The sequence below is a fragment of the Mesorhizobium sp. WSM4976 genome, assembly GCF_029625685.1.
Taxonomy (GTDB): domain Bacteria; phylum Pseudomonadota; class Alphaproteobacteria; order Rhizobiales; family Rhizobiaceae; genus Mesorhizobium.
In genome coordinates, this window is sequence record NZ_JARTVT010000015.1 from 72,045 (window position 1) to 96,239 (window position 24,195).

General features: G+C 63.5%; 23 protein-coding genes. 15 read left to right on the forward strand and 8 right to left on the reverse strand.

Translation table 11 applies throughout. The features are described 5' to 3' along the window. Positions 1 to 8: 8 nt before the first annotated feature. From P9272_RS19270 to P9272_RS19280, 3 genes are all read right to left on the reverse strand, one after another. Complete coding sequence (locus P9272_RS19270; RefSeq protein WP_278161765.1) at positions 9 to 1,034, reverse strand: aldose epimerase family protein; 1,026 nt, start codon at positions 1,032 to 1,034, stop codon at positions 9 to 11. Positions 1,035 to 1,128: 94 nt separating this feature from the next. Next, the gene (locus P9272_RS19275; protein WP_278161766.1) at positions 1,129 to 2,586 is read right to left on the reverse strand and encodes an NAD-dependent succinate-semialdehyde dehydrogenase; all 1,458 of its coding nucleotides are present in this window, start codon (positions 2,584 to 2,586) and stop codon (positions 1,129 to 1,131) included. Between the two features lie 178 nt (positions 2,587 to 2,764). After that, entirely contained in the window at positions 2,765 to 3,715 is a 951-nt protein-coding gene (locus tag P9272_RS19280) for an AEC family transporter (protein WP_278161767.1), read from the reverse strand. 159 nt (positions 3,716 to 3,874) lie between these two features. Between P9272_RS19280 and P9272_RS19285 the strand changes: the two genes are divergently transcribed. From P9272_RS19285 to P9272_RS19310, 6 genes are all read left to right on the forward strand, one after another. Beyond that, positions 3,875 to 4,423, forward strand: coding sequence for a histidine phosphatase family protein (locus tag P9272_RS19285; RefSeq protein ID WP_278161768.1), 549 nt, complete (start codon positions 3,875 to 3,877; stop codon positions 4,421 to 4,423). A 223-nt stretch (positions 4,424 to 4,646) separates the two neighbouring features. Further along, positions 4,647 to 4,928, forward strand: a complete 282-nt coding sequence (locus tag P9272_RS19290; protein WP_042644943.1) for an acyl carrier protein — start codon at positions 4,647 to 4,649, stop codon at positions 4,926 to 4,928. A 54-nt stretch (positions 4,929 to 4,982) separates the two neighbouring features. Next, the gene (locus tag P9272_RS19295) at positions 4,983 to 6,170 is read left to right on the forward strand and encodes a beta-ketoacyl-ACP synthase (protein ID WP_278161770.1); all 1,188 of its coding nucleotides are present in this window, start codon (positions 4,983 to 4,985) and stop codon (positions 6,168 to 6,170) included. Positions 6,171 to 6,198: 28 nt separating this feature from the next. Continuing rightward, a complete protein-coding gene (locus P9272_RS19300; RefSeq protein ID WP_278161771.1) occupies positions 6,199 to 7,470 on the forward strand; it encodes a beta-ketoacyl-ACP synthase in 1,272 nt (423 codons plus the stop codon). A 116-nt stretch (positions 7,471 to 7,586) separates the two neighbouring features. Further along, a complete protein-coding gene (locus tag P9272_RS19305) occupies positions 7,587 to 8,615 on the forward strand; it encodes a zinc-binding dehydrogenase (RefSeq protein WP_278161772.1) in 1,029 nt (342 codons plus the stop codon). Positions 8,616 to 8,635: 20 nt separating this feature from the next. Next, positions 8,636 to 9,625: a lipid A biosynthesis lauroyl acyltransferase gene (locus P9272_RS19310; protein ID WP_278161773.1), complete on the forward strand. Its 990-nt coding sequence runs from the start codon at positions 8,636 to 8,638 to the stop codon at positions 9,623 to 9,625. Positions 9,626 to 9,828: 203 nt separating this feature from the next. On the opposite strand, the gene P9272_RS19315 is transcribed toward P9272_RS19310, so the two are convergent. After that, positions 9,829 to 10,674: a hypothetical protein gene (locus P9272_RS19315; protein ID WP_128258061.1), complete on the reverse strand. Its 846-nt coding sequence runs from the start codon at positions 10,672 to 10,674 to the stop codon at positions 9,829 to 9,831. Between the two features lie 178 nt (positions 10,675 to 10,852). Then, complete coding sequence (locus P9272_RS19320; protein ID WP_278161774.1) at positions 10,853 to 11,284, reverse strand: L,D-transpeptidase; 432 nt, start codon at positions 11,282 to 11,284, stop codon at positions 10,853 to 10,855. A 262-nt stretch (positions 11,285 to 11,546) separates the two neighbouring features. Between P9272_RS19320 and P9272_RS19325 the strand changes: the two genes are divergently transcribed. The 5 genes from P9272_RS19325 to P9272_RS19345 all read left to right on the forward strand — a co-directional run bounded on the left by P9272_RS19325 (position 11,547) and on the right by P9272_RS19345 (position 17,882). After that, positions 11,547 to 12,824 (forward strand): acetylornithine deacetylase/succinyl-diaminopimelate desuccinylase family protein, encoded by a 1,278-nt coding sequence (locus P9272_RS19325; RefSeq protein WP_278161775.1) that lies wholly within the window; start codon positions 11,547 to 11,549, stop codon positions 12,822 to 12,824. Between the two features lie 115 nt (positions 12,825 to 12,939). Continuing rightward, positions 12,940 to 14,421: an ABC transporter substrate-binding protein gene (locus P9272_RS19330; RefSeq protein WP_278161776.1), complete on the forward strand. Its 1,482-nt coding sequence runs from the start codon at positions 12,940 to 12,942 to the stop codon at positions 14,419 to 14,421. Between the two features lie 28 nt (positions 14,422 to 14,449). Then, positions 14,450 to 15,397: an ABC transporter permease gene (locus tag P9272_RS19335; RefSeq protein WP_278161777.1), complete on the forward strand. Its 948-nt coding sequence runs from the start codon at positions 14,450 to 14,452 to the stop codon at positions 15,395 to 15,397. After that, complete coding sequence (locus P9272_RS19340) at positions 15,394 to 16,263, forward strand: ABC transporter permease (protein ID WP_278161778.1); 870 nt, start codon at positions 15,394 to 15,396, stop codon at positions 16,261 to 16,263. The genes P9272_RS19335 and P9272_RS19340 overlap by 4 nt, the downstream gene beginning before the upstream one ends. After that, positions 16,260 to 17,882 (forward strand): dipeptide ABC transporter ATP-binding protein, encoded by a 1,623-nt coding sequence (locus P9272_RS19345; protein ID WP_278161779.1) that lies wholly within the window; start codon positions 16,260 to 16,262, stop codon positions 17,880 to 17,882. The genes P9272_RS19340 and P9272_RS19345 overlap by 4 nt, the downstream gene beginning before the upstream one ends. A 63-nt stretch (positions 17,883 to 17,945) precedes the next feature. Here the strand turns inward: P9272_RS19345 and P9272_RS19350 are convergent, their stop codons facing one another. Then, positions 17,946 to 18,377 carry a TerB family tellurite resistance protein gene (locus P9272_RS19350; protein WP_128258068.1) on the reverse strand — a complete coding sequence of 144 codons (432 nt, stop codon included), beginning with the start codon at positions 18,375 to 18,377 and terminating at the stop codon, positions 17,946 to 17,948. A gap of 105 nt (positions 18,378 to 18,482) precedes the next feature. Between P9272_RS19350 and P9272_RS19355 the strand changes: the two genes are divergently transcribed. Then, complete coding sequence (locus P9272_RS19355; RefSeq protein WP_278161780.1) at positions 18,483 to 19,268, forward strand: TSUP family transporter; 786 nt, start codon at positions 18,483 to 18,485, stop codon at positions 19,266 to 19,268. Between the two features lie 52 nt (positions 19,269 to 19,320). Beyond that, complete coding sequence (locus P9272_RS19360; RefSeq protein ID WP_108702979.1) at positions 19,321 to 19,491, forward strand: hypothetical protein; 171 nt, start codon at positions 19,321 to 19,323, stop codon at positions 19,489 to 19,491. Positions 19,492 to 19,611: 120 nt separating this feature from the next. Here P9272_RS19360 and P9272_RS19365 read toward each other — a convergent pair whose 3' ends face one another. After that, a complete protein-coding gene (locus P9272_RS19365) occupies positions 19,612 to 21,084 on the reverse strand; it encodes a cobyric acid synthase (RefSeq protein ID WP_278161781.1) in 1,473 nt (490 codons plus the stop codon). Further along, positions 21,084 to 21,701 (reverse strand): dimethylsulfonioproprionate lyase family protein, encoded by a 618-nt coding sequence (locus tag P9272_RS19370; protein WP_278161782.1) that lies wholly within the window; start codon positions 21,699 to 21,701, stop codon positions 21,084 to 21,086. Before P9272_RS19370 ends, P9272_RS19365 begins: the two co-directional genes overlap by 1 nt. A gap of 139 nt (positions 21,702 to 21,840) precedes the next feature. Between P9272_RS19370 and P9272_RS19375 the strand changes: the two genes are divergently transcribed. Together P9272_RS19375 and mmsB are read left to right on the forward strand one after the other, a co-directional pair. Next, positions 21,841 to 23,007 carry an isobutyryl-CoA dehydrogenase gene (locus P9272_RS19375; RefSeq protein WP_128258072.1) on the forward strand — a complete coding sequence of 389 codons (1,167 nt, stop codon included), beginning with the start codon at positions 21,841 to 21,843 and terminating at the stop codon, positions 23,005 to 23,007. A gap of 24 nt (positions 23,008 to 23,031) precedes the next feature. Next, the gene (gene mmsB / locus P9272_RS19380; protein ID WP_278161783.1) at positions 23,032 to 23,916 is read left to right on the forward strand and encodes a 3-hydroxyisobutyrate dehydrogenase; all 885 of its coding nucleotides are present in this window, start codon (positions 23,032 to 23,034) and stop codon (positions 23,914 to 23,916) included. Positions 23,917 to 24,195 lie beyond the last annotated feature (279 nt).

A 24,195-nucleotide genomic window follows, 5' to 3' on the forward strand; every position in this document is an offset into this window, starting at 1 on the left:
GTCGAACCTTAAGGCAGCCGGAACCGATATTCCGTGACCTGATGGTAGATCTGCCCCGGCCACAGCGTGGCCTGCGGGAAATAGGGCCGGTTCGGCGCGTCCGGCCAGGTCTGCGCTTCGAGGCAGAGGCCTGAAAACGCCTTGTAGCGGCGGCCATCGAGCCCCGCCGATGTCGGCGCGACGAATTGGCCGCTATAGAGCTGCAGTCCAGGCTCAGTGGTCCAGACTTCCATCTCTACGCCGGAACTGGCGCCTTGCACCCAGGCAGCCTGGTGTAGCGGTCCACGGCTGGAGGCGAGGCAGTAATTCAAATCGTAGCGAAGCTGCTCGCCTTCCATTTCCATGCGCAGCGCCCGCGCCTGCCGGAAATCGAAAGGCGTGCCGTCGACTGGCTTCACCGCGCCGGTCGGGATCATCTCGTCATCGACGGGCGTGTAGGCGCCGGCGTTGAGCATCAGTCGGTGGTCGAGGATGTCGCCGGCGCCGCCATCGTCGAGATTGAAATAGGAGTGCTGCGCCAGATTGCAGAGCGTCGGCTCCTCGCAAGTCGCGGTCAGTTCCATACTGAGCGTGCCGGGGATCTTCAGCCGGTAGGTACAGGTGACGTCGAGCGCGCCGGGAAAACCCATCGCGCCGTCCGGATCATGCAGTGTCAACGTCACGAAATCGCGGCCATGCAGCGAGACGGTCCATGGCCGGTGGAAAAAGCCTTCCGAACCGCCATGCAGCGTATGCTTGCCGAGAAAATTCCGCTCGGTCTGGTAGCGCTGGCCGGCAATGGTGAAGCGGCCGCCGCCAATGCGATTGGCGAAGCGGCCGACCACGGCGCCGAAGAAGGCGCGGTCGGTCTCGTAGGGTTCGAAGCGGTCGTAGCCCAGCACCAGCGGCGCGTCGTGGCCGTTCAGCCGAAGATCCTGGACGATTGCGCCCAGTCCAATGATGTTGGCGGTCAAGCCGCCGCCCCGGATCGTGAACCGGCGTACGGCCTCGCCCGCCTGCGTCGTGCCGAAGACCTCGCCGTCCTTCATCGCCATGCCCGAAATGTCGTTTCCGCTTCGTGGATTTAGGCCGGCCGCGTATCATCCGGCAAGGGCAGGCTAAACGCCTGCCCTTTTCAAGGGATCAGGATCAGAGCCCCAGGCCGCCGAAGCAGGCATATTTGGTGTCGAGATAGTCCTCGATACCTTGATGCCCGCCTTCGCGGCCGAGACCCGATTCCTTGACGCCGCCGAAGGGCGCCTCCGGCGTGGTGATCAGGCCTTCATTGACGCCGACCATGCCGTATTTCAGGCCTTCCATGACCCTGAAGGCGCGGCCGAGATTGCCGGTGTAGAAATAAGCGGCGAGGCCGAACTCGGTGTCATTGGCCAAGGCTACCGCCTCTTCCTCGGTCTCGAACTTGAACACTGGCGCGATCGGCCCAAAGATCTCTTCTTTCATGAAGCGCATGTTCGGTGTGGCGCCTGAGATCACCGTCGGCTGGAAGAACGAGCCGCCCAGCGCATGGCGCTGGCCGCCGGCGACGACCTTGCCGCCCTTCGACGTTGCGTCGGCGATGAATTCCTCGACCTTTTCGACCGCCCTCTCGTCGATTAGCGGTCCCTGCTGGACACCTTCCTCGAGGCCCGAGCCGACCTTGAGGTTGTTGCTGGCGGCGGCCAACTTCTCGACGAACTGGTCATAGATGCCGGCTTGGACGAGGAAGCGGTTAGTGCACACGCAGGTCTGGCCGGAATTGCGGTATTTCGCAGTGATGGCGCCAGCCACCGCGCGGTCGACATCGGCGTCGTCGAAGACCAGGAACGGCGCGTTGCCGCCGAGTTCCATCGACACCTTCTTAACCGTCGAGGCCGACTTCTGGATCAGCAGCTTTCCGATCTCGGTCGAGCCGGTGAAGGTGATCTTCTTGACCAGCGGGTTGGTGCAGAGCTCGTCGCCGATGTCGCCGGCCGAGCCGGTGACGACGTTGACGACGCCTTTAGGAAAGCCGACTTCCTCGACCAGCGCGCCCCAGGCGAGGCCTGAATAAGGCGTCTGCGAAGCGGGCTTCACCACCGCGGTGCAGCCGGCGGCCAGGGCCGGGCCAATCTTGCGGGCCAGCATCGAGGACGGAAAGTTCCAAGGCGTGATTGCGGCGATGACGCCGACCGGCTCCTTGGTTACCAGGATGCGGCGGTCGCCCCACGGCGAGGGCACGATGTCGCCATAGACGCGGCGGCCTTCCTCGGCGAACCAAAGGATGTAGGCCGCGGACGAGCCGATCTCGCCCTTGGATTCGGTGAGCGACTTGCCCTGCTCGATCGTCAGCAGCTCGGCCAGCACGTCCTGATTGTCCATCATCGCGTCATGCAGCTTGCGCAGCAGCTTCGAGCGCTCGAGCGCAGTGGTCTTGCGCCAGCTCTTGAAGGCTTCCTCGGCAGCCTCGATGGCGCGGCGGGTCTCGGCCTTGCCGGCCTTCGGCACGGTGCCGATCTTGAGGCCCGTCGCCGGATTGTTGACGTCGATGGTCTGGCCGCTGTCGGCCTGCACCCATTCACCATTGATGAGATTGGCCTGGCGCATGAAATGGCTGGTTTTCTGAAGCATGGTCTAGCCTCCGTTCGGCGCGCTGATCGGGCCGTTTTTCTGGATATCCGTTGAAGCGTGCTTCAAGAGCCGCACGCCGGCGCATTGCTCTTACCTAGGGAAAGGCAGGCAAGCAATCACAAGATGGCATATAGGGGTTGGGCCAGCAAAGGCGAGCCGCGTATCGGCTTGCTGACGCTTATCCGAAAATATGCACGACCACCGTCAGCCAGAACGACGTGGTCAACACCGCGCTTGCCGTGGCAAGGGTCATCTGGTTCGAGGCCAGCGCCTGGCCGGTGTTGAACTGGACGGCGATCAGGTAGGAGTTGATGCCCGAAGGCAGTGCCGCAACCACCACCGCGACCTTGGAGGTCAGTGGCGGCAGGCCGAGCAGCCACACGAAGGCCAGCACCAGCGCCGGCATCAGGAACAGCTTCAGCCCCGACAGCGCCAGCGCCGGCCTGATATTGCCGGAGATGCCGAAGTGGCGCAGGCTGAGCCCCATGGCGAACAGCGCCACCGGGCCGGCCGTGTCGGCAAGCGTATCGACCAGCCGCTCGACGAGGTCCGGCAGCGGCACGCCCGTAAGGCGCCAGCCAAGCCCCGCCAGGATGCCGATGATCAGCGGATTGATGAACAGGCGCCTGAGGAAGCTTTTGACGACACGCAGCGGATGGACCGTCTCGCCGCTGCCGCGCCCGAACATCTCGAACAGCACGATCGAGGCCATCATCATGATCGGCAGATGGACCGAGACCAGCAGCGACAGCACCTCGAAGCCGCTGGCGCCGAACACGCCAAGGATAAAGGGCGCGCCGAGCAGCACGACATTGGAATAGGCCGAGGACACGCCACCAACTATGCCGGCGCGGGCGTCACGGCCGAAGATGCGCGTGATCACCAGATGGCCCGCGGCCCAGGTAATGGCGACGGCTGCAAAATAGGCGCCCCACAGCGACCATGGCGTGACGCCGTGGAAGTCCGACTTGACCATGGTCTGGAAGAGCAGCAGCGGCATCGCCACGTTGACGGCGAATTCGGAAATTCCCTCCCCGCTCGCCGGCCTCAGATAGCCGGTAAGCCCGGCCAGATAACCGAGCGCCACAAGGCTGAAGACGAAGAGGACGGTTTCGGTGAGCGGAGTCATTTTGCGGGCGGAGACATTTTTCCCGTGATAGGCGAGCCACGACCGCGGTGCAATTGGCGCGGCGCGCCGATCTCCGGCGCCTCTGCTTGTTTTCCGGACGGCTTTGCGGTCCCTATATGCCAATCACGGCCCGGCCGGGCCGCCGCCATAGGACTTCCGATGCTGCGACTTGTTCTGGCGCTTTTTCTTCTGGCTGTTCCGAGCCTTGCCTACGCGACCGATGCCGGCTGGGCGCTGCTGCGAGACGGCGGCCATGTCGTGCTGCTTCGCCACGCCTTCGTCACCGGAGCGACGGACCCGGCCAATTTCGACATCGGCAATTGCGCGACCCAGCTCAACCTGTCCGAGCGCGGCAAGCAGCAGGCAAGCCGCATCGGCGCGCTGTTCGCGGCGCGCGCGGCGCCGATCGACCATGTCCTCTCCAGCCGCTACTGCCGCTGCCTCGACACGGCCCGTATCGCCTTCGAATCCGAACCGCAGCCTTTCGCGCCACTCGACCTGCTCAAGACCGACCCGGCTCAGAAAGCCGCCCAGATGGCGGCAATCATGAAGGAGATCCGCGGCTATTCCGGTTCGGACAATCTGGTGCTGGTCACGCATCTCGAAGACATCGAGGCGCTGACCGGGGTAGCGCCGCGCGAGGGCGAGGCCGTGGTCGTGGCGCCGGACGGCGACGGCCTCAAGGTGCTCGGCCGCGTCACTTTCTGACGGCCGCTTATCTATTTTTAAGGCGCATTTGTTGCAGAAATGCCACCGGCGGTGATCGCGAACACGTTTCAGGAAGACCCGCGTACCGCTTTTGAATTGCGTTCCCGAAGCCGGCACCCCATCTGCCCCGGGCGCATCAGGCCTTTTCCTGCCGGGAAAAACCGATTAGACAGCGCCCAAGCAAGATGCGGACAGATTCCGCCCGCAACCGAAGGAAGAGCCCTTGTCCACCACGTTCGAGAAAGTCGCCAAGATCATTGCCGACACCAGCGAAATCGATATCGACACCATCACGCCCGAGAGCCACACGATCGACGATCTCGGCATCGACAGCCTCGATTTCCTCGACATCGTCTTTGCCATCGACAAGGAATTCGGCATCAAGGTGCCGCTGGAGAAGTGGACGCAGGAGGTCAATGACGGCAAGGCCTCGACCGACGACTATTTCGTCATGAAGAACCTGTGCGCCAAGATCGACGCGCTGGTCGCCGCCAAGAGCGCCTGAGATGCAGGGCGCGGAACTTGACGCGCTCTCCCGCCTGACCCACAACAGCCGCCCATGAATTCTCACGACGTTGTCATCACCGGCATAGGCCTTGTCTCCTCGCTGGGAGAAGGTCCGGATGCCCATTGGCGAAAGCTTACGCAGCCTGGGTTCCAGCCGGTGCTCGATGCAGAGCGTTTCGCCCCCTACACCATTCATCCCCTGCCCGAGATCGACTGGAACCTGCAGATCGCCAAGCGCGGCGACCAGCGGCAGATGGAAACCTGGCAGCGCCTCGGCACCTATGCCGCCGGCCTCGCGCTGGACGATGCGGGAATCAAGGGCAATGACGAGCTTTCCACGACCATGGACATGGTCGTGGCGGCCGGCGGCGGCGAGCGCGACGAGGCCGTCGATGCCGCCATCCTTGCGGCTTCCGAAAGCCGCAACGACCGCGACGTGCTGCTCAACGAGAAGTTGACCACGGAATTGCGGCCGACCTTGTTCCTCGCCCAGCTTTCCAACCTCCTCGCCGGCAACATCTCGATCGTCCACAAGGTCACCGGTTCGTCCCGCACATTCATGGGCGAGGAAGGCGCGGGTGTCTCGGCCGTCGAGACGGCTGCGGCGCGCATCCGCTCCGGGCAATCGACCCATGTTTTGGTCGGCGGCGCGTTCCAGACCGAGCATTCCGACATGCTGCTCGGCTATGAGCTTGCCGGCTATCTGCATCGCGGTCCATGGAAGCCGGTCTGGCAGCGGCAGGGCTCCGAGGGCGGCGGCGTGGTCACCGGTTCGGGCGGCGCTTTCCTGGTGCTGGAGCAGCGCGAGCACGCGAAAAGCCGCGGCCGAAGGATTTATGCCGAGCTCGGTCCCATCGTGTCCGGCCGCGCCAGGCGCCGCCTGGGCGAGTTGGATGCAGAGATCGCGACCCTGCTGAAGCAGGCCGAATTGCCCGCCGGCGAACTGCTGACGATATCCGGCGCTTCGGGCGCGCATGCAGCCACCGCCGCGGAAAAAGCGGTGCTCGACACCAATCCGGCGCTCGCCGTGCGCGGCTTCTCGACGCTGACAGGCCATATGAAGGAGGCGCAGTTCCCCTTCGCCGTGGCCCTCGCGGCCATGGCGATCGACCGCAAGGCCGGTTACCCCGTTTTCGACGCCGCAGCCGAGAAGCCCTTTGACGGTGCGCCGAAGACAGTCCTTGCAACGGCGATCGGCTATCACCAATTCGAGGGCATGGGGCTGATCAAAGCGGCCTGAGGTACGATCGAGGCTGTCAGGACAAAACATGGCCAATCTCAAAGACCACATGGGCAGGCCGGTTGTGGCCGTCACCGGCATCGGCGTCGTGACGTCGCTGGGCGTTGGCAAGACCGACAACTGGGCGGCGCTGACGTCCGGCAAATCCGGTATCCATCCGATCACCCGCTTTCCGGTCGATCACCTCAACACCCGCATTTCCGGCATGGTCGACTTCCTGCCGTCGAGCTCCAAAGGCGCCAGCCACCTCACTTACGAACTGGCCGAGACGGCTGCCCAGGAGGCCGTCTCGGAAGCGGGTCTCGATTCCGGCGATTTCGGCGGCCCGCTGTTCCTCGCCTCGCCGCCGGTTGAGCTCGACTGGGCCGACCGCTTCTCGCTCTACAATTCCGACAAGAAGGATGGCGGTTCCGAGAGATTGCTGCGCGTCGCCCGCGCGCTGAAGGAGCTCGACATCTTCGAAACCACCCAATTCGGCTCGATCGCCGACCGTCTGGCCGATCGCTTCGGCACGCGCGGCCTGCCGATAACGCTCTCGACCGCATGCGCTTCAGGCGCTACCGCCATCCAGCTCGGCGTCGAGGCGATCCGGCGCGGCGAATGCGACAAGGCGCTGTCGATCGGCGCCGACGGCTCGGCGACAGCCGAGGCGCTGATCCGCTTTTCGCTGCTTTCTGCCCTCTCCACCCACAACGACATCCCTGAAAAGGCCTCAAAGCCTTTTTCCAAGGATCGCGATGGCTTCGTGCTGGCCGAAGGATCCGGCGCGCTGGTGCTGGAATCGCTGGAAGCCGCTCTGGCCCGCGGCGCGACGATCCTCGGCATCATGAGCGGCTGCGGCGAAAAGGCCGACGATTTCCACCGCACCCGCTCCAAGCCCGATGCTTCACCGGCGATCGCGGCGGTGCGCGCCGCCCTCGCCGATGCGGGCATGAGCGAGGACGAGATCGAGTATGTCAACGCACACGGCACCTCGACGCCGGAGAACGACAAGATGGAGCATCTGTCGCTGTCCACGGTGTTCGGGGAGCGTATCGGCTCGATGCCGGTCTCGTCGAACAAGTCGATGATCGGCCACACGCTGTCGGCCGCCGGCGCCGTGGAGGCCGCCTTCTCGTTGATGACTATGCGCGAAAGCGTCATCCCACCGACCATCAACTACGACAATCCCGATCCGGCTATTGTGCTCGACGTCGTGCCGAACAAGAAGCGCAACGCCGAGGTCCGCACAGTTTTGTCGAACTCCTTCGGCTTCGGCGGCCAGAACACCTGCCTTGTCATGGCGCGGGAACCGGTCTAAGCGGGCGTTGTTCCGCCAATGCAAGTCGCGCAAAAGTGAAATCGGTTTTGCGACAACGACATGCACAACAAAGAACCTAAAGCGCAACACGCTTTAGAACCGAACTGACAGGCCCTATGCGCGCATTGCAACTTATCGAGGACCGCCGTCTCGAAACGGTGGACCTGCCGCCTCCCCCGCCGCCTTCGCTGGGCGAAGTGACGTTACGCATCAAGGCGGTAGCGCTCAACCATATCGATGTCTGGGGCTGGCGCGGCATGGCTTTCGCCAAGCGCAAGCTGCCGCTGGTCGTCGGCGCCGAGGCCGCCGGCGAGGTCGAAGCGGTCGGCCCCGGCGTCTCCACCCTCCTGCCAGGACAATTGGTCTCGATCTATGGTGCGCGCACCTGCGGGCTGTGCCGCGCCTGCCGCGAAGGCCGTGACAATCTCTGCGAGCATGTTTCCGGCGTCCACGGCTTCCATCTCGACGGCTTCGCTCAGGAAAAGATCAACCTGCCGGCGCGCCTGCTGGTGCCCGCTCCGCCCGGCGTCACCGAGATCGGCGCGGCGGTCGCGCCCGTGACCTTCGGCACAGTCGAGCACATGCTGTTCGACAACGCGAAGCTGGAACCCGGCGAGACCATTCTCGTCCATGCCGGCGGCTCCGGCATCGGTAGCGCAGCCATCCAGTTGGCCAAGAAGATGGGCTGCACGGTCATCACGACGGTCGGCTCGAACGACAAGATCGACAAGGCCAAGGCGCTCGGCGCCGACCACGTCATCAACTATCGGGAGGACCGGTTCGAAGGCGTCGTGCGCAAGCTGACGAAGAAGAAAGGCGTCGACGTCGTCTTCGAGCATGTCGGCGCCGACACTTTCGCCGGCTCGATGCTATCCTTGAAGCGCGGCGGCCGCCTCGTCACCTGCGGCTCGACCTCCGGCGTATCGACGCAGGTCAATTTGATGCAGCTTTTCCAGCAGCAGCTGAAGCTGCTCGGTTCCTTCGGCTGCCGCATGGAGAACATGGCCAACGCCATGCAGAAGATGGCCGCCGGTCTTGTTGCCCCCGTCATCGATACCGAAGTGCGTTTCGACGACATCGATGCGGCGCTGAAGCGCATGGAAGGCCGCGACGTCTTCGGCAAGATCATCCTGCGCGTTTCCTAAAGCAGTTCCAGGAAAGGCGGATGGTCGGCAACGCGCTCAGGAAAGCCCGCCGGGACTTCATGTTCCGCTACGGCCGACGGGTGCGCCAGATGGAGCACTGGCTGGTCGCCAGGCTTGCCATGGTGTTGCTCTCACTGCTGCGCCTGTTGCCGCCGGACAGCGCGCTCAACTTCGCCGACCGCGCCGCCCGCCGGGTTGGCCCGCTGGTCGGGCGCCATCGCGTCGCGGTCAACAATCTGCGCCTTGCATATCCGCAGAAGACCGACGCCGAGATCGAGGCCATCGCGCGCGACATGTGGGGCAACATGGCTCGCCTCGCGGCCGAGTACATCTTCCTCGATGCATTGTTCGACTTCGACCCGGACGCTTCGAAGCCGGGCCGGGTCGAGGTTCGCGGCATCGAGCATTTCGTCGAGATCGCCGGCGAGAAGAAGCCTCACATCCTCTTCACCGGCCATCTCGGTAATTTCGAGCTTCTGCCGGTGGCCGCGGCCACGTTCGGCATGAACATCACGGCGCTGTTTCGCCCGCCGAACAACCCTTATCTCGCCGACTACATCCATTCGACTCGCCGCTCCTCGATGGGCGCGCTGCTGCCCTCCTCCACCGGTGCCTCCTTCGCCCTTGCCGCAATCCTGGAGAAAGGCGGCAATATCGGCGTGCTGGTCGATCAGAAATTCTCGGGCGGCGTGGAGACGACTTTCTTCGGCCGCCTGTGCCAAACCAACCCGATGCTTGGCATGCTGGCCCGCCACTATGACTGCGATGTCTATCCCGCCCGCTGCGTCAGGCTGCCGGGCAACCGCTTTCGTCTGGAGATCGAGGACAAGCTGGCCTTGCCGCGTACCGAGGACGGTAGCGTCGACGTCGATGCCACGACCCAGCTTCTCACCGATGTGGTCGAGCGCTGGGTGCGTGAAGACCCTGGACAGTGGATGTGGTTCCACAAGCGCTGGGAGATCAGCGGCCGCCGTCGCAAGCGGCAAAGGCAGACCAAAGATTTCGGCTAGAGTTCCACGAAACCGTGAGCGGTTTTCCGCCCCGATTACTCAACGTAGAGCGGGTCGCTGCTCCTGTATAAAACTCTCGAAACTGGTTCTAGGAAAATGCGCCGCATTCCGTCTGGATCAGCGGCCGAATTACCGTGAGAGAACTCCACCGGGGACGCTGCTCCGCATGCGGAAGCGCCCCCGCGGCTCTGGATTGGTTTCCCTCAAAGCGGAGCTGGGATGGTAAAATTCGGCCGGAACGTATCCATGGTGGCGCCGTTGCGATCCTCGGAGAGCAAGGTATCCGAACCGAAGCTTGCCCGCAGACCGATCACATATTTGTGGATGTTCACACTTCCAGAACCTTCCGAGAAGGTCAGGTGGTCCAGTTGGTAGCGGCCAAACACCGACCAAGGTGTCCCCGAGAATCGGTAGGTAGCCTGCAATGCCGCCGTGACAGTATCGAAATGTCCGCCAAAACCGGACAGCCGCGAGAAGCCGAGTTCACCATCGAAGCGAAGGTCGTCCTGCGCGAAATATCGCACGACGCCACGGCCGCCCCAATTGTCGAAATGTTCGGACTCGCCGCTGGCCCGCAACTGCCCGTAATAGGCCTGACCGTAGAGTGTCACGTTGCCGAAATAGGCCTGAGCCTCGGGACCGACGGTGAAAGTGTAAAGGCCTGCGTCGCCGATCCCCTCGTCCCCGCCATATCCATTGATCGTCGCAAAGCCGCCGAGAGCGTACGAACTCGGATCGCGCCAGTAGCCGTGGACGGCGCCGCCATAGCTATAAATGTTGGTTCCTTCCACCCACAGCGAATCAATCACCGCGTCGGTCTGAATGTTCCAGCGGGCGTCTATCGGGAAGTTGATCCGAGCCGCGCCACCGGCGGTCGTGCCGTTTGCGTCGTCCCCGGGCGTCGAGAAATGGATGCCGCCAAGATAAATCTCACCGTAGCCGGAAATATGCGGCTGTGCGAGTTCCTGGTCCAGAACGACCGGTGCATCAGCAGCGAAAGCCGATGTTGCCGTTGCCGCAATCGCGGCGCTGAGAAAAAGGCGATGCATCCAGATGCCCCCAAACGATCAAAATCGACGCTTTGTTTCTACCCCTGCAGCACTGCATAGGCCAGGTTCAGCACTGCGGTTGATGGCGCAAACGCTTGTTTTTCCCGTCATATGAGGCATTGCTGCAACGGCGTCGGCAATCGCCGCCTGCGCAACGAGCGTTTGCCTCTTCGGCGCCTCAGTTGGTGACGACGATCCGCGTGTTGCCGAAGCCGACTTCCTTGACCATCGTATAGAAGGTCGCGGCGTTGGCCGGATGCAGGCGCACGCAGCCATGCGACGCCGGGCGCCCCAGATTTCTCAACGCCCCGGTACCGTGAATGGCGTAGCCGCCGTGGAAGAACACCGAATAGGGCATCGGCGAGTTGTCATACTTGCGCGAATACCACATGCGTGCCGTCCACTGCGGCCGGTAGCTGCCGCGCGGCGTGAAGTAGCCCTTGCGCGCGGTCGACACGTTCCAGCGATAGAGCACCTGCCCGTATTTGCTAACGGTCATGGTCTGTGTCGAGACGTCGATATTGGCGACCAGCGTGGCTGCCCGGCTTGCGATGGACATGCCGAACAACGCGGTTGCCAGCACGGTTGCCATGAGAACGAAGCTTTTCATGCGATCAAACCCCTTTGATTGCCCCCTGCCATTCGCGCGGTTTTTCCATCTTTTTGCCGGCAGATGCGTTAAATACCACACACTCCTTGACGATTCCGCCAATCCAATGCGACGAATTTGAACGATTTTCCCGGCATAGTTGCCGCGCCGACACGCACCCTCTGGAGTTTAGGAGAGCGCGTTGGGCCATGCCCGGATCGTCGTCTGGCAATGGGTGACTGCTTGCTTGCAAAAGTGCTGCGTTCCTTCTTCAATCCACCGAATGAGTGAACGACTTTTCAAGGCGGTCGAGGACCGGGTCGACGACCTGGTCGCACTGACCGCGGACCTGATCCGCTTCCCGACCGTCAATCCGCCAGGCGAGGCCTATCGGCCATGCGCCGAGTTCCTGGGCGCGCACCTGAAGAAACTCGGCTTCGAAATCGAATTCATCCGTGCCGAGGGCGCGCCAGGCGACAGCGACCGCTATCCGCGCGTCAACGTGGTCGCCCGCTTCGACCGCCGCTCGCCCGGCCCCTGCGTGCATTTCAACTCACATATCGACGTGGTCGAAGCGGGCGACGGCTGGACCGTCGATCCCTTTGCCGGCGTGGTGAAGGACGGCAGGGTCTACGGCCGCGGTGCCTGCGACATGAAAGGCGGCCTGGCGGCCTCCGTCATCGCGGTCGAAGCCTTCATGGAAGCTTATCCGGATTTTCCCGGCGCCATCGAGATATCGGGCACGGCGGATGAGGAATCCGGCGGTTTCGGCGGCGTCGCCCATCTGGCCAGGCTCGGCTATTTCTCAAAACCGAAGGTCGACCACGTCATCATCCCGGAGCCGCTGAACAAGGACCGCATCTGCCTTGGGCATCGCGGCGTCTGGTGGGCCGAGATCGAGACAAAGGGCGAGATCGCTCACGGCTCGATGCCGTTCCTCGGCGACAACGCGGTGCGCCATATGGGCGCCGTCCTGCAGGCCTTCGAGGAGGAACTCTTCCCGGCGCTCGACCGCAAGATGACGCGCATGCCGGTGGTGCCGGAAGGCGCCCGACGCTCGACCATGAACATCAATTCCATCCATGGCGGCCAGACCGAGGATTTCCGGCCCGGACTTCCCTCGCCCAACGTGCCTGATTGGTGCCGGCTCACCATCGACCGGCGCTTCCTGCTCGAAGAGGATATCGCCACCGTCAAACGCGAGGTCACCGGCATCCTGGAGCGGCTGAAACGCGAGCGCAAGAAATTCGATTACGAGATCCGCGACCTGATGGAGGTGCTGCCGCTGATGACCGAGCGCGACGCGCCGGTGGTGAAGGCCGTCGCGAAAGGCATCATGGAGGTGTTCGACCGCGAGCCTGACTATGTGATCTCGCCCGGCACCTACGACCAGAAGCATGTCGCGCGCCTCGGCCACCTCTATGACTGCATCGCCTACGGCCCCGGCATTCTCGACCTCGCGCATAGGCCGGACGAATGGGTGGGCATCGCCGACATGGTGGAATCGGCCAAGGTGATGGCGATCGGCCTCAATGTGCTCTTGCGCGGCACGACCGGCTAATGGGCAAAAACATTCCGCCTGGCCCCGCCGGGCAGCACGAAACGCAATTTACTCGCACGCGAAATCACGCTTCTATCCGCCAGCTTGAGCAGGTTTGAGCAATGGGAGTTCAGCGATGAAACTGTGGAAGACCATCCTGGCCGCGGCTGCCCTGTCGCTTGCCGCCGCCACGTCGGCCCTTGCCGCGCGCACCGATCTCACGCTCGGCATCGTGCTCGAGCCGCCGCATCTCGATCCGACCGCCGGCGCGGCCGCGGCCATCGGCGAGGTCACCTATGCCAATGTCTTTGAAGGCCTGACGCGCATCGACGACAACGGCCAGGTTCAGCCCGGTCTCGCCGAGAGCTGGGCCGTTTCCGACGACGGCAAGGTCTACACGTTCAAGCTGCATTCCGGGGTGAGGTTCCACGATGGCTCGGCCTTCAGCGCCGACGATGTGAAATTCTCGCTGGACCGGGCGCGCGCCAAGGACTCGCTCAATCCGCAAAAGCAGCTTTTTGCTCACATCACCGATGTCACGGCGGTCGATCCGACGATCGTCAAGGTCACTCTCGACGGGCCGCAAGGCAGTTTTCTCTACAACATGGGCCAGGTTGCGGCGGTGATCGTGGCGAAGGGGTCGGCCGACGGCAACAAGGACAAGCCGATCGGCACCGGTCCGTTCAAGCTCGATCACTGGGCCAAGGGTTCGGAGATCACGCTCGTCAAGAACACGGAATACTGGGGTACAGCCGCCGCGCTCGACAAGGCGACATTCCGTATCGTGCCGGATGCGGCCGCGGCTGTCCCCGCCTTGCTCTCGGGCGACATCCAGGCTTTCGCCAACATGCCCGCGCAGGACGCGCTCGGACAGATCCAGTCCGATCCGCGCTTCAGCGTCGTGATCGGCTCGACCGAGGGTGAGACGATCCTGTCGATCAACAACAAGAAGCCACCCTTCGACAAGCTCGCAGTGCGGCAGGCGCTCGCCTCGGCGATCGATCGCAGCGCCATCATCGCAGCCGCCTCGAACGGTCTTGGAAAGCCGATCGGCTCTCATTTCTCGCCAGGCGACGCGGGCTATGTCGATCTCACCGGCGTCTATCCGCACGACATCGCCAAGGCCAAGGAGTATCTGAAGGAAGCGGGGCTGGAGAACGGCTTCTCGGCCACGCTCAAGCTGCCGCCCGTACCTTACGCACGCGACGGCGGCCAGGTGATTCAGTCCCAACTGAAGGAGATCGGGGTCAATCTGCAGATCATTCCGGTCGAATGGGCGGAGTGGCTGAGCCAGGTCTTCACCAACAAGGACTACGACCTGACCATTGTTTCCCATGTCGAGCCGAACGACATCGATATCTATTCGCGGCCCGGCTACTATTTCCAGTATGACAACCCGAAGTTCAACGATGTCATCAAGGCGCTCGGCACCGCGGTCGACAAGGACAAGAGACTGGAACTGCTGGGCGAGGCGCAGAAGATTCTCGCGCACGACGTGCCCGCTGTCTACCTGTTCGAGCTGCCCAAGATCGGCGTCTGGGACGCCAAGCTGCAGGGCATGTGGACGAACTGGCCGATCGAGGCGGATGATCTCACCAAGGTGAAGTGGACGGATTGAGTCCGGCGCGATCACCGGATCGCTTCCCATGCCCGCCTATCTCCTCAAACGCCTCATCATCGCGGCCTTCACCCTGGTGCTGGCCTCGATGGTGGTGTTCGCGATCATGGAGGTCCTGCCGGGAGACCCGGCGCGCCTGATGCTGGGGTTCAATGCCAGCGCCGATCAGGTCGAGGTGCTGCGCAACCAGATGGGGCTGAACACCCCGCTGGTGCTGCGTTACCTGCACTGGGCGGGTGGATTGCTCAGGCTCGATTTCGGCCGCTCCTACACCTATTCGGTTCCCGTCATCGATCTGGTGCGGGAACGCGTTGCCGTCTCCCTGCCCCTGGCGCTGATTGCACTGGCGCTTTCGACCATCATCGCCATTCCGGTCGGCGTGTTCTCGGCCAGCCGCCAGGGCCGCGCGGGCGACACGCTGGCCATGGGCGCGGCCCAGCTCGGCGTCGCCGTGCCGAATTTCTGGTTCGCGCTGATACTGATCTATCTCTTCGCCGTCTGGTTGCATCTGGTGCCGGCCGGCGGGTTTCCGGGTTGGAATGCCGGCATCTGGCCTGCCTTGAAATCCCTGATCCTGCCGGCCGTGGCCCTGGCCTTACCGCAGGCGGCGATCCTGGGCCGCGTCGCCCGCTCGGCGCTGATCGAGGTTTTGAACGAGGACTATATCCGCACCGCGCGCGCCAAGGGCCTGCCCTACCGCGCCGTGCTGTGGCGCCACGCGCTGCGCAACGCCATGATCCCGGTGCTTACCATCCTCGGCCTGCAATTCGCGTTCCTGCTCGCCGGCACCATCATCATCGAGAATGTTTTCTACCTGCCTGGCCTCGGCCGGCTGATCTTCCAGGCCATCACCCAGCGCGATCTGATCGTGGTCAAGAGCATCGTCATGCTTCTGGTCGCCGCCGTGATCCTCATCAACCTCCTCGTCGATTTCTCCTACGCCATCGTCGACCCGCGCCTTAGAGGCCGGCAATGACCATGCGCTTCGACCTGCCCGAGGAAACCCTTGCTGGCGTGCTGGCCAAGGCCTTTGGCAACCGCTCCTTCCTGATCGGGCTCGTCATCACGCTGCTAATCGTGGCCGTCGCGCTCGTCTCCTTCGTCTGGACGCCTTACGACGTCACAAAACTGGTGATCGCCGACAAGACGCAGGCGCCCTCCTGGGCGCACTGGTTTGGCACCGACCATTTCGGCCGCGACATCCTGTCGATGGTCATGGTCGGTGCCCGCAACTCGATCGCCGTGGCGCTGGTCGCGGTCGGCATCGGCATGGGCATCGGTGTGCCGCTCGGCGGTTTGGCCGCGGCGCGCGGCGGCCTGGCCGACGAGGCTCTGATGCGCGTCAACGATCTCATCTTCGCCTTTCCGGCATTGCTCTCGGCGATCATGATCACCGCGATCTTTGGCCCGGGCGCCGTCAACGCCATCATCGCCATCGGCATCTTCAACATCCCTGTTTTCGCCCGCGTCGCCCGCGCGGGCGCTTTGGCCATCTGGACGCGCGAGTTCATTCTCGCCGCGCGCGCCGCCGGCAAGGGTGTGACGCGCATCAGCATCGAGCACATCCTGCCCAACATCGCGACGCTGCTGCTGGTCCAGGGCACGATCCAGTTTGCGCTGGGCATCCTCGCCGAAGCGGGGCTTTCCTATGTCGGCTTGGGCGCCCAGCCGCCGATGCCGAGCTGGGGCCGCATGCTGTTCGATGCGCAGACACGCATGGTAACCGCGCCCTGGATGGCGATCTTCCCCGGCATGGCTATCGTCGTCACCGTGCTTGGGCTGAACCTGCTCGGCGACGGCATCGCCGACATTCTCGATCCGAAATCGAGGCGGCGCCGATGAGCCTGCTCGAGATCGAGAACCTGTCGCTAGTGATCGGCGCCACACCGATCCTGAAGGGCGTTGAGCTGACAGTCTCGCCGGGCGAGGTCGTGGGCCTTGTCGGCGAATCCGGCTCCGGCAAGTCGATGACGGCGCTGACGATTATGCAGCTCCTCCCCCATCTCGCGCGCGCCGAGGGGCGCGTGACCTTCGACGGCATCGACATCCTGCGCGCCACCGAAGACCAGATGTGCGCCTTGCGCGGCGACGATATCGGCATGGTCTTCCAGGAGCCGATGACGGCGCTCAATCCTGTCAAGACGATCGGCGAACAGGTGGCCGAAGGCATTCGCTGGCACACCAAGGCGGGCCGCGCCGAAGGCGAGGACCGTGCGCGAAAAATCCTCGACCGCGTCGGACTGCCGGAAGCCAAGTTCCCGCTGTCTCGCTACCCGCACGAACTGTCCGGCGGCCAGCGCCAGCGCGTCGTCATCGCGATCGCCTGCGCGCTGAAACCAAAGCTCCTGATCGCGGACGAGCCGACGACGGCCCTCGACGTGGTGCTGCAGGCGCAGATCCTCGACCTGTTGCGCGATCTGGTCCGCGAAAACCGCATGGGCCTGCTGCTCATCTCGCACGACCTCGCCGTCGTGACCGAGATGGCCGATTGCCTGACCATCCTGCGCAACGGTGAGGTGACGGATGCCGGCGAAACCGCACGCACATTGTCGGAGCAACAGCATCCCTACACGCGCGAGCTGGCGCTGGCCTCCATGCACTTGCCGGCGCGGCCGAAACCGCACCTTGCCGGATCGGCAAAACCCTTGCTCGAAGTCGAAGGTGTCGTCCGGGATTATCCAGGACGACGCATGTCCCTGTTCCGGCCGGCGCAGCCGATCCGCGCCGTCGACGATGTCTCGCTCACCATCGAGCCCGCGCAATCCGTGGCGCTCGTCGGGCGCTCAGGCTGCGGCAAGTCCACCCTGGCCCGTATGATCCTTGCGTTGGACAAGCCGACAACAGGTACGATCCGCTTTCGCGGCGAGGCTATCACCGGAAAGTCTGAAGCCGAGCTGAAGCCGGCGCGGCGCGACATGCAGGTCGTGTTCCAGGATCCCTACGGCTCCTTCGACCCGCGCCAGAAGGTGGAGAGACTGGTGGCCGAGCCGCTGCATCTTCTGCAAAAGCAGCCGACGCAGGCTGAGCGCCGCGAGATGGTCGCGCATGCGCTCGACGAAGTCGGGCTCGGTCCGCGCGACATGGACAAATACCCGCATGAATTCTCGGGCGGCCAGCGCCAGCGCCTGTCGATCGCCCGCGCCATCATCACCCGCCCAAAGCTGGTGGTGGCCGACGAGCCGGTCTCGGCGCTGGACGTCTCTATCCGTGCCCAGATCCTCGATCTTTTCGCCGAGCTCAACCAGAAGCTAGGCATCGCCTATCTCTTCATCACCCATGACCTGACCGTCGCCCGCGCCATGGCGGACGAGGTTCTGGTCATGCATGAAGGCAAGATCGTCGAGCGCGGCCGGACCGCCGATATGCTCGACCATCCGCGTTCCGAACCGGCACGGGCGCTGGTCGCGGCCGTCCCGGACCTACATCGCGCGATTGCGCACAAAATGCAGGAACAGGGGTAAGCCAGCCTATTGCTGGACGCGATCCCGTGCGGAAAACCGCTTCACACTTTTCCTGGAATTGCGTCAGCCCTCCGGCTTCACCAGATCGACCGGACTGATGTCGAGCAAGTCGAGCGTGCGGCGCAGCAGCTTCACCTCACTCTCCGCCAGCTTGGCGTCGGCCTTGGCGATCTCGGCCATGTGGCGCGCAAGCAGCTTGCGCCGCTCGACATCGAGATCCCGGAACAGCGCGATCGCCTGCGAGCCGTTGGTCTCGTAGCCATAGTCGTTGAGATATTCGATGACGCTATCGATCGAGGTCTCCGGGATACCGAAGGCCTCCTTGCAGATGTGGCGGAAGACAACCATCTCGCTCTCCGAAACCGACCCGTCGGCCAGGATCATGCGAAACAGCATCAAAAGCTCCGCCGAAAGCACCGGATCGTCCGCCACTTTGCGCACACCCGGGTCACCGTCGAAGATCGAACGTATCTGGTCGAGCAGCGCCATCGCCACCAAGCTCCCTTTGCGATTCCGTGAGATTGTTAGCGTGGAATCGCTCTTGCGCAAACGGGGCGAGCATGTTGGAAGCTGCGGTTTCCTTCCAGGCATCCCTCCCCGATGATCGATCTTACCCTGCAGACCATCCTCATCCTGATTGCCGCCGCCTTTGCCGCCGGCTTCGTCGACTCGATCGCGGGCGGCGGCGGGCTGATCACGATCCCGGCGCTGCTGCTCGCCGGCTTTTCGCCGGTCGCAGCACTCGGCACCAACAAATTGCAGGGCATGTTCGGGTCCGGCTCGGCCACCATCCATTATGCTGCCAACGGCCAGGTCGACCTGCGCCGCCAGCTGCCGTCGGCGCTGCTGGCGCTTGCCAGCGGCGCGGTTGGCGCCCTTTTGGCGACCGTCGTCCCCGGCGATTTCCTGCGCGCCATCCTGCCGCTGCTACTGATCGCGATTGCGCTCTATTTCGCGCTGAAGCCGAACATGGACGACGTCGACCGTGCCGAACGGCTGTCGCCCTTCTTGTTCGGACTGATCATCCCGCCGCTGGTCGGCTTCTATGACGGTGTCTTCGGTCCCGGCGCTGGCTCCTTCTACATGCTCGCTTTCGTCACGCTTGCCGGCTACGGCGTGCTCAAGGCGACGGCGCACACCAAGCTGCTCAATTTCGCCTCCAACATCGGCGGCTTCATTGTCTTCGCCGCCGTCGGCGTCATCGACTGGAAGGTCGGCTTGATGATGGGCGCAGCACAATTCATCGGCGCCCGCGTCGGCGCGAGCCTTGCCATCCGCATCGGTGCCCGGCTGATCAAGCCGCTACTCGTCGTGGTCTGCCTAGCCCTGGCGGTCAAGTTGTTAGCCGATCCCGCCAATCCGCTGCGCCAGCTCATTGGTGTATGAAGCGCCTGCGGTTAGACTTTAGACGTTGCGAATCATGGTGGAGGGACCAGACATGAATCTCAGTGCACCCACCCAGATCGTGTTCATTATTTCGTTGGTCATCGCCGTCATCGGCCTTCTCGCCGCTCTTGGCGTTCTTGCATTCATTCCGCTTGCGTCCGTTTGGATCATGCTCATCGCCTATATCGTGCTCGCCGCCGGCTGTTTGATGCGCGGCGCTTGAAATTCGCAGATCTCAGGCAACTCGGAGCGCCCGGCCCTGCCGGGCGCTTTTGATGTCTCGCCAAGGCAGCGACTCCCGCGATGCGGGAAAGTCGCCGTGAAACCCCCGAGCATCGGGCAGCTATCGCGCCAAGCCAAAGATCGCATCGCAGTCGAGATGCCGTTCCATATCGGCCGCGACCTCGTCCAGCGCCTTCTCGACCTCGGCGCGATAGTCGATACGGCCTCCCTTGACGCCAAGGCTCTCCAGATAGGCGGCGCGAAAAGCGTCGGCGGAAAATAGCCCATGCAGATAGGTGCCGATCACCTTGCCGTCGGCGGAAACCGCGCCGTCCTCGGCGCCGTTGAGGATCGTCGACGGCCGCGCCGTGTCCGGCCCGGTGGTGCGGCCGAGGTGGATCTCATAGCCTTCGAGCGGCAAGCCGAACTGCACCGACTGCGCGCTTGAATTGCGCACGGTTTTTTCCGGCTCCATCACCGTTTCGATGTCGAGCAGGCCGAGGCCCTCTGCCTCGTTTACGCTGCCTTCGATGCCGCCGGGATCGCGCACCACGCGGCCGAGCATCTGATAGCCGCCGCAGATGCCGACGACATGGCCGCCGCTCTTGCGGTGGGCGAGAAGGTCACGGTCCCAGCCGTTCTCGCGGAATTTGAGCAAATCGCCGATGGTCGATTTGGAGCCGGGGATGACGACCAGCCCGGCATCTTCCGGCAGCCTCTTGCCCGGCGGCACGAACACCACCTCGACCTGCGGCTCGGCTTTCAGCGGATCCAGATCGTCGAAATTGGCTATGCGCGCCAGCATCGGCACCGCCACCTTCAGCGCCCGCTTCTCGCCGGAAGCGAGGCGTTCGAGCGCCACGGAATCCTCGGACGGCAGCCGCCCGGCCGCCTTCAGCCAAGGCACCACGCCGAAGCAGCGCCAGCCGGTGAACTTCTCGATCTCCTTGATGCCGTCATCGAACAACGAGACATCGCCGCGGAATTTGTTGATGATATAGCCTGCGATCATGCGGCGGTCTTCCTCCGGCAGGATCAGATGCGTACCGGCCACCGAAGCGATAACGCCGCCGCGATCGATGTCGCCGACGAGGATCACCGGCACATTGGCGCGCGTCGCGAAACCCATATTGGCGATGTCGCGGCTCCTGAGATTGATTTCGGCCGGCGAGCCGGCGCCCTCGACGATGACCAGGTCGGCGCCCTCGCCGACCTTAGTCCACGAATCTAGCACGGCATCCATCAGTCCGGCCTTCATCGCCTGGTAGTCGCGCGCCCGCGCCTCTCCATACACTTTGCCCTGCACCACCACTTGCGAGCCGATATCACTCTGCGGCTTGAGCAGCACCGGGTTCATATGGACGGTCGGCCGCACACCACAGGCCAGCGCTTGCAGCCATTGCCCGCGGCCGATCTCCCCCTCGCCGGCAACGTCGCCGGGAATGTCGGCGACGGCCGCGTTGTTGGACATGTTCTGCGGTTTGAACGGCCTGACCTTCAGCCCACGATTCCTGGCGGCACGGCAAAGCCCCGCCACCAGGACGGTTTTGCCGACATCCGAGCCGGTGCCCTGCAGCATGACTGCCTTGGCCATCAGCCCCTGTCCCTCAAGTCAATCATCGGGCCGATCGTGGACTTCTGCGCCAGCGGTCCACCGCGCCACAGATAAAGCGCCATCAGCGGCTCCTTGCTCGTGCGCATGGCATGGCTGACATTTGAGGCATGGTGGATGACCTCGCCGGCGTCGCGAACATTGAAATCGCCCTCGCCCATCCGCCATTCCGTCCCGCCGGTCAGCGGAATGTAAATCTCCTCGGCAATATGATGGTGATCGGGATAGAGGATGTCCGGCCCAAGGATCAGCAGACCGGCCGCGATCTCGTCATTGACGAAATGCCCGCGCATGCCGAACACTTCCAGCCAGCCGTAATTGTCGATGAAACTCTGCCCGAACTCGTTGGCGGTATAGGTCTGCCCCCAGCGCAGCTCGTCGCGGTGGTCGGCAACGAACCGCGTCAGCGGCTTGGCGCCGGCCGGCGCGAGCTCGGCGATACGATCGAGATAGTCGAGGCAGGCAAGCGTGCGCGGTTCGAGCGCACGAGCCGACATGTCCCAGCCGATGCGCGCGAGTTCATCCGCGACCGGTTCGTTGTCCACGCCTGCGAGATAGGCGTGAAATCGCTCAAGCAAATCATCGAAAATTGTCGGCACGCAAGAGCTCCGTTAGTCATTCCATGCACAGCCGGTTCTCAACGGTCCGGGTTGCGCGGCGGCATCATTGGTCTAGATTGAACGGCGCGCAAAGCCAAAAACGACAGGCCAGAAGGCCTGGAACGACAGGGAGCACGCCATGGACGCGGCAGTCGATGCGGGCGCTGGCCAGTTCGAGCTCAACGAGGAACAGCGCGCCATCCAGGAGATGGCTCAGGCCTTCGCGACGGACCGCGTCGCGCCCAATGCGCTCGACTGGGACAAAGCAAAGCATTTTCCCGCCGATGTGATCCGTGAGACCGGGCCGCTCGGCCTTGGCGGCATCTATGTGCGCGACGATGTCGGCGGCTCGGCGCTTGGACGGCTTGACGCCGTGCTGATCTTCGAGGCGCTTGCCCACGCCGATCCGGCCTTCTCCTCCTTCATTTCCATCCACAACATGGCGGCTTCGATGATCGACCGCTTCGGCAGCGACGAGCAGCGCCAGCGCTTCCTGCCGAAACTGACCTCGATGGAATGGCTGGCGAGCTATTGTCTGACCGAGCCAGGCTCCGGCTCCGATGCCGCAGCGCTGAAGACGCGCGCGGTCAAAAGCGGCGGCGATTATGTCCTCAACGGCGCCAAGCAGTTCATTTCCGGTGCCGGCGACAGCGACCTCTATGTCGTGATGGCGCGCACCGGCGGCGACGGCCCCAAGGGCATATCGACCTTCGTCGTGCCCAAGGATGCGCCGGGCCTGTCCTTCGGCGCCAATGAGCACAAGATGGGCTGGCACATGCAGTCGACCCGCCAGGTCATCTTCGAGGACTGCAAGGTGCCGGCCGAGAACCTGCTGGCCGTGGAAGGCGCCGGCTTCGGTATCGCCATGGCGGGCCTCGACGGCGGCCGATTGAACATCGCCGCCTGCTCGCTGGGCGGCGCGCAGTCGGCGCTCGACAAGGCGCTCGCCTATACGGCCGAGCGCAAGGCCTTTGGCTCCAAGATCAACCAGTTCCAGGCGCTGCAGTTCAGGCTGGCCGACATGGAGACGGAGCTGCAGGCCGCCCGCATCTTCCTCTACGCTGCGGCCTCGAAGCTCGATCGCAAGGCGCCCGACGCCGGCAAATGGTCGGCAATGGCCAAGCGGTTCGTCACCGATGTCGGCTTCGACGTCGCCAACCAGGCGCTGCAGCTGCATGGCGGCTACGGCTATCTGCACGATTACGGCATCGAGAAGCTGGTGCGCGACCTGCGTGTCCATCAGATCCTCGAAGGCACCAACGAGATCATGCGCGTCATCATCGCGCGGACGTTGATTGGCCGCTGACGGCAACAAAATCAGGAGAAAACGATGGCAACCATCGCCTTCATCGGCCTCGGCAATATGGGCAATCCAATGGCCGCTAATCTGGTCAAGGCTGGCCATGCGGTGCTGGGCGTCGATCTCGTGCCCGAGAACTTGGCCACGGCAAAAGAACACGGCATTGCCGTCATGGCGAACGCCGTCGCCGCGGTGAAGGATGCCGATGTCGTCATCACCATGCTTCCCGCCGGTAAGCATGTGCTGTCGGTCTATGAGGACATTGCGCCGAAAGCGAAGAAAGGCGCGCTGTTCATCGATTCTTCGACCATCGATGTCGAATCGGCGCGCAAGGCGCATGCGATTGCCGCCAAGCATGGCCTGCCCTCGATCGATGCGCCGGTCTCCGGCGGGACCGGCGGCGCCACTGCTGGCACCCTTACCTTCATGGCCGGCGGCTCGGACGAAGCCTTCGCCGCTGCCGAGCCGATCCTGAAGCCGATGGCGGGACGTGTCGTTCATTGCGGCGGCGACGGCGCCGGCCAGGCGGCCAAGATCTGCAACAACATGATTCTCGGCATCTCGATGATCGGCGTCGCCGAAGCTTTCGTGCTCGCCGAAAAGCTCGGCCTGTCGCACCAGGCGCTGTACGATGTCGCCTCCACTTCGTCAGGCCAATGCTGGTCGCTCACTACCTATTGTCCGGTGCCAGGCCCTGTTCCGGCCTCGCCGGCCAACCGCGACTACAAGCCCGGCTTTGCCGCCGCGTTGATGCTGAAAGACCTGAAATTGTCGCAGGAAGCCGCGCAGAGCGCGGGCGCCGTAACCCCGCTCGGCGCCGAAGCCACGCAGCTTTATGCCCTGTTCAACGCGCAGGGGCATGCCGGCGTCGATTTTTCCGGCATTATTAATTTCCTGCGCGGCGATAAAAGCTAAGCGACTGCTTTGAACGACTATTAGCGCGTTTTTTCAACACCAAGCCGGCAAATTTAGATTTGCTTAAGGTCTCGCTAACTCACCGGTAACGATGTGCCTTTAAAACGGACTGCGAGGCGGACAGCGCGTCTGCCCGGCGCTCCGGATCAGGTCTCGCGTACCGGAGCCCGTAAGTTTCGCAAGTATCCTCGTCGCGAAACGCCATGCGTATCTGGCAAAGCCGCGTTCCCGTTGGGGCGCGGTTTTTGCGTTTTGGAGACATCACGCACGAAGTCCAGG